The sequence below is a fragment of the Paenibacillus sp. oral taxon 786 str. D14 genome (genome assembly GCF_000159955.1).
GTDB classification, from domain to species: Bacteria; Bacillota; Bacilli; order Paenibacillales; family Paenibacillaceae; genus Fontibacillus; species Fontibacillus phoenicis.
The window spans coordinates 79,596-84,426 of record NZ_GG695980.1; the positions used below are offsets into that span (position 1 = coordinate 79,596).

The window sequence follows — 4,831 nt, forward strand, 5'->3', positions numbered from 1 at the left end:
TTTCTTCGTCCATGCTTCGGTCAGATTGAAATCCCTTACATAAGTTCCCGCAGGATTGTCATCCGGCACAAACGACGGATCGTAGGGAATCGGATAGTTGACGTTCGTATAATGCAGCTGATCATACCCATTCGTTTGCCAGCAAGAAGGCACGATTAGATCGTCCCAACTGAAAAGGACGTACACGATCGGACTGTTCTTCTCCAGCATCGATCAAGGCCACCGGCGGCTGGCCATCATGGAAAGCAAAGCAGGCTTTCGGTCTGCGACAGAACGGAAGCAAGGCTTCCTGGAAAGCTTGCTCGCCCACGGTCTTTCCCTCCCTGCTGAATATCAAGTTGCCGGCGATTACAGCATCGATAGCGGGTACCGGATGATGAACGCGCTGCTGGATCTGAAGGAGCCGCCAACGTTGGTATTTTGCGCGAACGACGATATGGCGATCGGGGCGATGAACGTCTGCTTCGCCCGGGGGGGTGAACGTGCCGAATCAGGTGTCGCTGATCGGGTTCGACGATATTGTGTTCGCTGGATACACCAACCCCGCCTTGACGACCATCCGTAAGCCGGTCGCCGATATCAGCGAACTCGGAACCCGCAAGCTGATCGAGCTAATGCAGCCTGCTGGCCCAGGAGCATCGGATCAGGAACAACCAACTGAACCATCCAGCGAGACCTTGTTCGTCCCAACGGCATTGGTGATTCGACAGTCCGTGGCCAAGATCTCCTGATCTAATCTGGAACAGTGAATCATGCTTACTGACTGTTAGTCATTACACTATAGGGTCGACTTCGACCCGCAACTAGCAAGATGGGTTCATCCAATGGCTTGAACAGGAGAACACCTTTTGCTGCAGCCTCGTAGACCGGATCGTTCCCGGATACCCGCAGCAGCAAGCAGAGCAACTGGCGCAAGAGCTCGGTCATCAAGACCATTTGATGGTAACCGCCGAGCCTTACCAGCTGTGGGTGATTGATGGCCCTGCCTGGCTGCCTGAACGGCTGCCATTAACCGAAGCGGGGTTAAACGTCATCTTTACTGAAGACCTGCGTCCGTACCACAAGCAGAAGGTTCATCTGTTAAACGGCCCCCACACGACCATGGCCGCGTCGGGCTTGCTTGCCGGGCTAACAACGGTCGAAGATGTGATGAACGACGAGGATCTCTCTGTGTTCGTCAAGGAACTGCTGGAGCAGGAGATCGTTCCGATGCTTGATCTGCCTAGAGCCGGACTGCTGTCTTATGCCGAGGCTGTACGTGAGCGCTTCATGAACCCGTTTATCCGCCACGAGCTGGCTTCGATCTCACTAAACAGCATCGCCAAGTTCCAAACCCGGCTGCTGCCTGTGCTCCTGCGCTACCAGCGGGAACGGGGCGAGCTGCCAAAGCCAATCACGCTGGCCTTCGCCGCCTTGCTGGTTGGTTATCGGGGGGATCGGCTTGCGCGAAAGGACAGCCCGGAGGTGCTGGCCCTCTTTGATCAAGCTTGGTCACAGCCCGCTGAAGTGATCCCGGTCCTGTTACGGGAAACGGAGCTGTGGGGGCAGGATTTATCCAGCGTTCCCGAACTGGCGGGAACCCTGGAGCAATATGTGCGGAAGCTGGACGCTTTTGGCGCCCGAGCGACATTACAATGGTTGGGAGGCGGCAGCTTATGCGACGATTAATGAAAATGAACCCGCGTGACAATGTAGGGGTAGCATTACAGCCAATTACAGCCGGTGAAGAACTCCAGCTTAACGAGGAGTCTGTTCGTGCGGCGCAGGACATTCCTCAAGGCCATAAAATCGCACTCACCGCCATCCCCGCCGGTTCGTCCGTTACAAAATACGGCTACTCAATTGGCCATGTGGTCACCGCGATCGCTCCTGGCGAGTGGGTGCATACGCATAACATCAGAACCAACCTCGCCGGCGAGGAGCAATACGTGTATCAACCGAACCTGCACCCCGTCATTTATCCGAAGCGTTCCTTCACCTTTCAAGGATACCGGCGGGCCAATGGAAAAACCGGCATACGCAACGATCTGTACATCGTGCCCACGGTCGGCTGCGTGAACGGAATCGCGGAGCAAATGATCCGCGCTTTTAAAGCGGAGCACCCGGATCTCGGTCCCTTCGATAACATTACTGTGCTGAGTCACCCCTATGGCTGCTCGCAGCTTGGGGAAGACCATCTCATGACGCGCAGCATTCTCGCTGATACCGTGCTTCACCCCAATGCAGGCGGCGTTCTCGTATTTGGACTAGGCTGCGAGAATAACGTCGTTTCCGAGTTCCGGGAGCGGCTGGGCCATTACGATGAGCAACGCGTCAAATTTCTGGTGGCTCAGGAGGTCGAGGATGAGCTGGAAGCCGGTCTGGCACTGCTGGAAGAGCTGGTTGAAGCGGCGCGCAACGATCGCCGGGAGCCGGTGCCGCTCAGCGAGATGAACGTTGGGCTTAAGTGTGGCGGCTCGGACAGTTTCTCCGGCATTACGGCCAACCCGCTGCTCGGCGCTTTTTCCGATTTTCTCATTTCGCAGGGCGGCTCTACGATTCTAACAGAAGTTCCCGAGATGTTTGGGGCCGAGAAGATGCTGATGGCCCGCGCGGAGAGTCAAGAGGTGTTCGAGCAAATTGTTGTTCTCATCAACGATTTTAAGCAATATTTCCTGTTCTACGGCGAGCCTGTCTATGAAAATCCCTCGCCCGGCAATAAAGCCGGCGGCATTAGTACGCTGGAGGACAAATCGCTGGGCTGCACGCAAAAAGCCGGGACCGCCCCGGTGGTCGACGTCCTGAAATACGGCGAGAAGCTGCGCAAGAAAGGCCTTAGCCTGCTGCAAACACCAGGAAATGACCTGGTCGCCTCCTCTGCGCTGGCCGCCGCCGACTGCCAGCTGGTCCTTTTCACAACCGGCCGCGGGACTCCGTTTGGCAGCTTCGTCCCCACGGTCAAGGTCGCCACGAACAACGAACTGTTCGCCCGGAAACAGCACTGGATGGACTTCAACGCCGGGGTCTTGCTGGATACGCGATAGAAGAAGTGCTGGAGCAGTTTTTCCATTACGTTATCGCGGTAGCCAGCGGTCAACCCACCCGGAACAGCAGAACGAGGTCCGCGAGCTGGCTATTTTCAAAACGGGAGTCACATTGTAAGCGAATCACGCCAAAAAGCCATTGCCTGGACGTTAACGTCCAGGCAATGGCTTTTTTTAGGATGGCAATACCGTCTCCTCATGGCGACGACGGTGCCGCGCTTGACGAACAGTAACAAGCAGGAGAACTAAGGAACCGAACACCAACGCAAGACAGAGGACGAAAACCATCCGATAACCGTCTGCGCCGGCTATGAACGCGCCGCCTGCCGCAGTGCCGAACATCATGCCAAGATTCCGCGACAACGCGAGTAAACTGCTGATTAACCCCAAGTGGCTTGGATCCACACGGCCCATCACCAGGCTCGTATTGGGCGAAGTGATCATCCCCATGGATACACCCAGCAAAACAATCAATGTAATTAATAGAAACATCGGATACGAGGAGGAAAGAAAACCTAAAGCAACTAACGTCCCGGACATCGCCAACAATCCGGCCGTCAACAGAGGCAAGGAGCCGTGCTTGTCCGACAAACTGCCAAATAACGGGGAGGCGACGATCCAAGCCAGCGTCTTCCCAATAATCTATAACAACATCATAATCATTTCGAGGACGCGCACTGGTGATCGGCGCTAAAATAATAACATCGTCCGATTCATTTAGCATATCGTTTGAAATGATAATTACAGGTCTCATTTTATATTGAGTTGGATCTTCATAGTACGAAAACTTAGCCACCCAAATATCTCCACGACAATACCTAGTCCCGATACTTCTCGTCATAAACATCGTCCTCAGTATTTTCAAACCACCACTCATAGCCTGGTCCTAATACAGTGACATCTTTCGGAATAGGTGCACTTTTCTTAGCAACGTTGCCCGTGTTCTCCACTGACTTTTCCTCCTTGTTCATGACGATCCTCCTTCCGCTCGGTATTGTTAAGCTCATTGTAACATTTCAATCCGCACACTCGCAAAGAGTGCGACTCTACAATTCCTTTTATACCGAATCAGCTTTCTCCCTTTTTTAAATAACACTCCAGCACAAACGGACAATGCTTACAATGGCTGCCTGGTGTAGGTGGAAATAAAGAAGAAGCCATATCCGGGAATGATTCCAGACAAGACTTCTTCATTTCAATCTCTTCCGCCAAACCATGCGCCCATTCTCTAGCTTCATTGGCATCAGACTCGTTATATACAAACGATTCTGCTTTCCTGAAGCGTAGAAAGTACAATGTCCCCATGACTTGCCGGAGTCCTCTCATTTTCATAATTGCCCAAGCATACAATGCAAGCTGCCTTGTATCATAAGCTCGGTACGGCCGCCAATTCGATTTCCAATCCCAAAATCGTTCTTCTTCCAGAAGATCAATGTAGCCTTGAAGTTGAATGCCATCTCCAAGTGGAAGTACAAAATGAACTTCCGTTTGTCCCCTGACTTCTGGAGCACGCTGCACCAATGAAGCAATCTCTTCATAAGTCACTTCGGGATGAAAATCTGATTCGATAATTGCTTCAATAATGGCTTCATGCTCAGATATTCCATTGATCTTTAACTCAATTGCTTTATGAACTGCCTTTCCAAGAGCAAGTGGTTTAGTAACTGGCTCTTTTTTACCTAAAATGTACTTTTGGTAAAATCGATAAGGGCAAGTTTCATAAAGCGAGAGCCGGGAATAAGAGTACAGCATTAGAATGGCAAATCTTCATCAGAGATGTTCCATCCATCTCCGGCTGAATTGGTCCC

At 52.5% G+C, this 4,831-nt stretch carries 7 protein-coding genes and 2 pseudogenes; 4 read left to right on the forward strand and 5 right to left on the reverse strand.

From position 1 onward, the window contains the following. Positions 1-210: sugar-binding domain-containing protein (locus tag POTG_RS14045; RefSeq protein WP_036645492.1), on the reverse strand; the 210-nt coding region annotated here is incomplete at its 3' end. A gap of 28 nt (positions 211-238) precedes the next feature. Here POTG_RS14045 and POTG_RS14050 point away from each other — a divergent pair. The 4 genes and pseudogenes from POTG_RS14050 (at position 239) to POTG_RS14060 (ending at position 3,141) form a co-directional block, all read left to right on the forward strand. Next, complete coding sequence (locus POTG_RS14050; RefSeq protein ID WP_256993098.1) at positions 239-565, forward strand: substrate-binding domain-containing protein; 327 nt, start codon at positions 239-241, stop codon at positions 563-565. After that, a complete protein-coding gene (locus POTG_RS25165; RefSeq protein ID WP_260842982.1) occupies positions 522-731 on the forward strand; it encodes a hypothetical protein in 210 nt (69 codons plus the stop codon). Before POTG_RS14050 ends, POTG_RS25165 begins: the two co-directional genes overlap by 44 nt. Positions 732-819: 88 nt before the next feature. Further along, complete coding sequence (locus tag POTG_RS14055; RefSeq protein WP_313955168.1) at positions 820-1,668, forward strand: hypothetical protein; 849 nt, start codon at positions 820-822, stop codon at positions 1,666-1,668. Continuing rightward, positions 1,656-3,141, forward strand: a pseudogene (locus POTG_RS14060) (UxaA family hydrolase). The gene POTG_RS14055 and the pseudogene POTG_RS14060 overlap by 13 nt, the downstream one beginning before the upstream one ends. 56 nt (positions 3,142-3,197) lie before the next feature. Here POTG_RS14060 and POTG_RS24390 read toward each other — a convergent pair. The 4 genes and pseudogenes from POTG_RS24390 to POTG_RS14070 all read right to left on the reverse strand — a co-directional run bounded on the left by POTG_RS24390 (position 3,198) and on the right by POTG_RS14070 (position 4,775). Beyond that, complete coding sequence (locus POTG_RS24390) at positions 3,198-3,665, reverse strand: MFS transporter (RefSeq protein ID WP_321184938.1); 468 nt, start codon at positions 3,663-3,665, stop codon at positions 3,198-3,200. Between the two features lie 58 nt (positions 3,666-3,723). Continuing rightward, positions 3,724-3,900 (reverse strand): annotated as a pseudogene (locus POTG_RS25410) (type II toxin-antitoxin system PemK/MazF family toxin); the annotation flags it as partial. Beyond that, on the reverse strand, positions 3,842-3,994 hold the full coding sequence (locus POTG_RS24395; protein WP_009225497.1) for a hypothetical protein: 153 nt from the start codon (positions 3,992-3,994) through the stop codon (positions 3,842-3,844). The gene POTG_RS24395 and the pseudogene POTG_RS25410, both read right to left, overlap by 59 nt. 97 nt (positions 3,995-4,091) lie before the next feature. Continuing rightward, on the reverse strand, positions 4,092-4,775 hold the full coding sequence (locus POTG_RS14070; protein WP_009225498.1) for a RecB family exonuclease: 684 nt from the start codon (positions 4,773-4,775) through the stop codon (positions 4,092-4,094). Positions 4,776-4,831 lie beyond the last annotated feature (56 nt).

Coding starts and splice junctions, on each gene's coding strand:
- POTG_RS14070 (WP_009225498.1), bottom strand. CDS start 4,775: ATGCTGTACTCTTATTCCCGGCTCTCGCTTTATGAAACTTGCCCTTAT.
- POTG_RS24395 (WP_009225497.1), bottom strand. CDS start 3,994: ATGAACAAGGAGGAAAAGTCAGTGGAGAACACGGGCAACGTTGCTAAG.
- POTG_RS14050 (WP_256993098.1), top strand. CDS start 239: ATGGAAAGCAAAGCAGGCTTTCGGTCTGCGACAGAACGGAAGCAAGGC.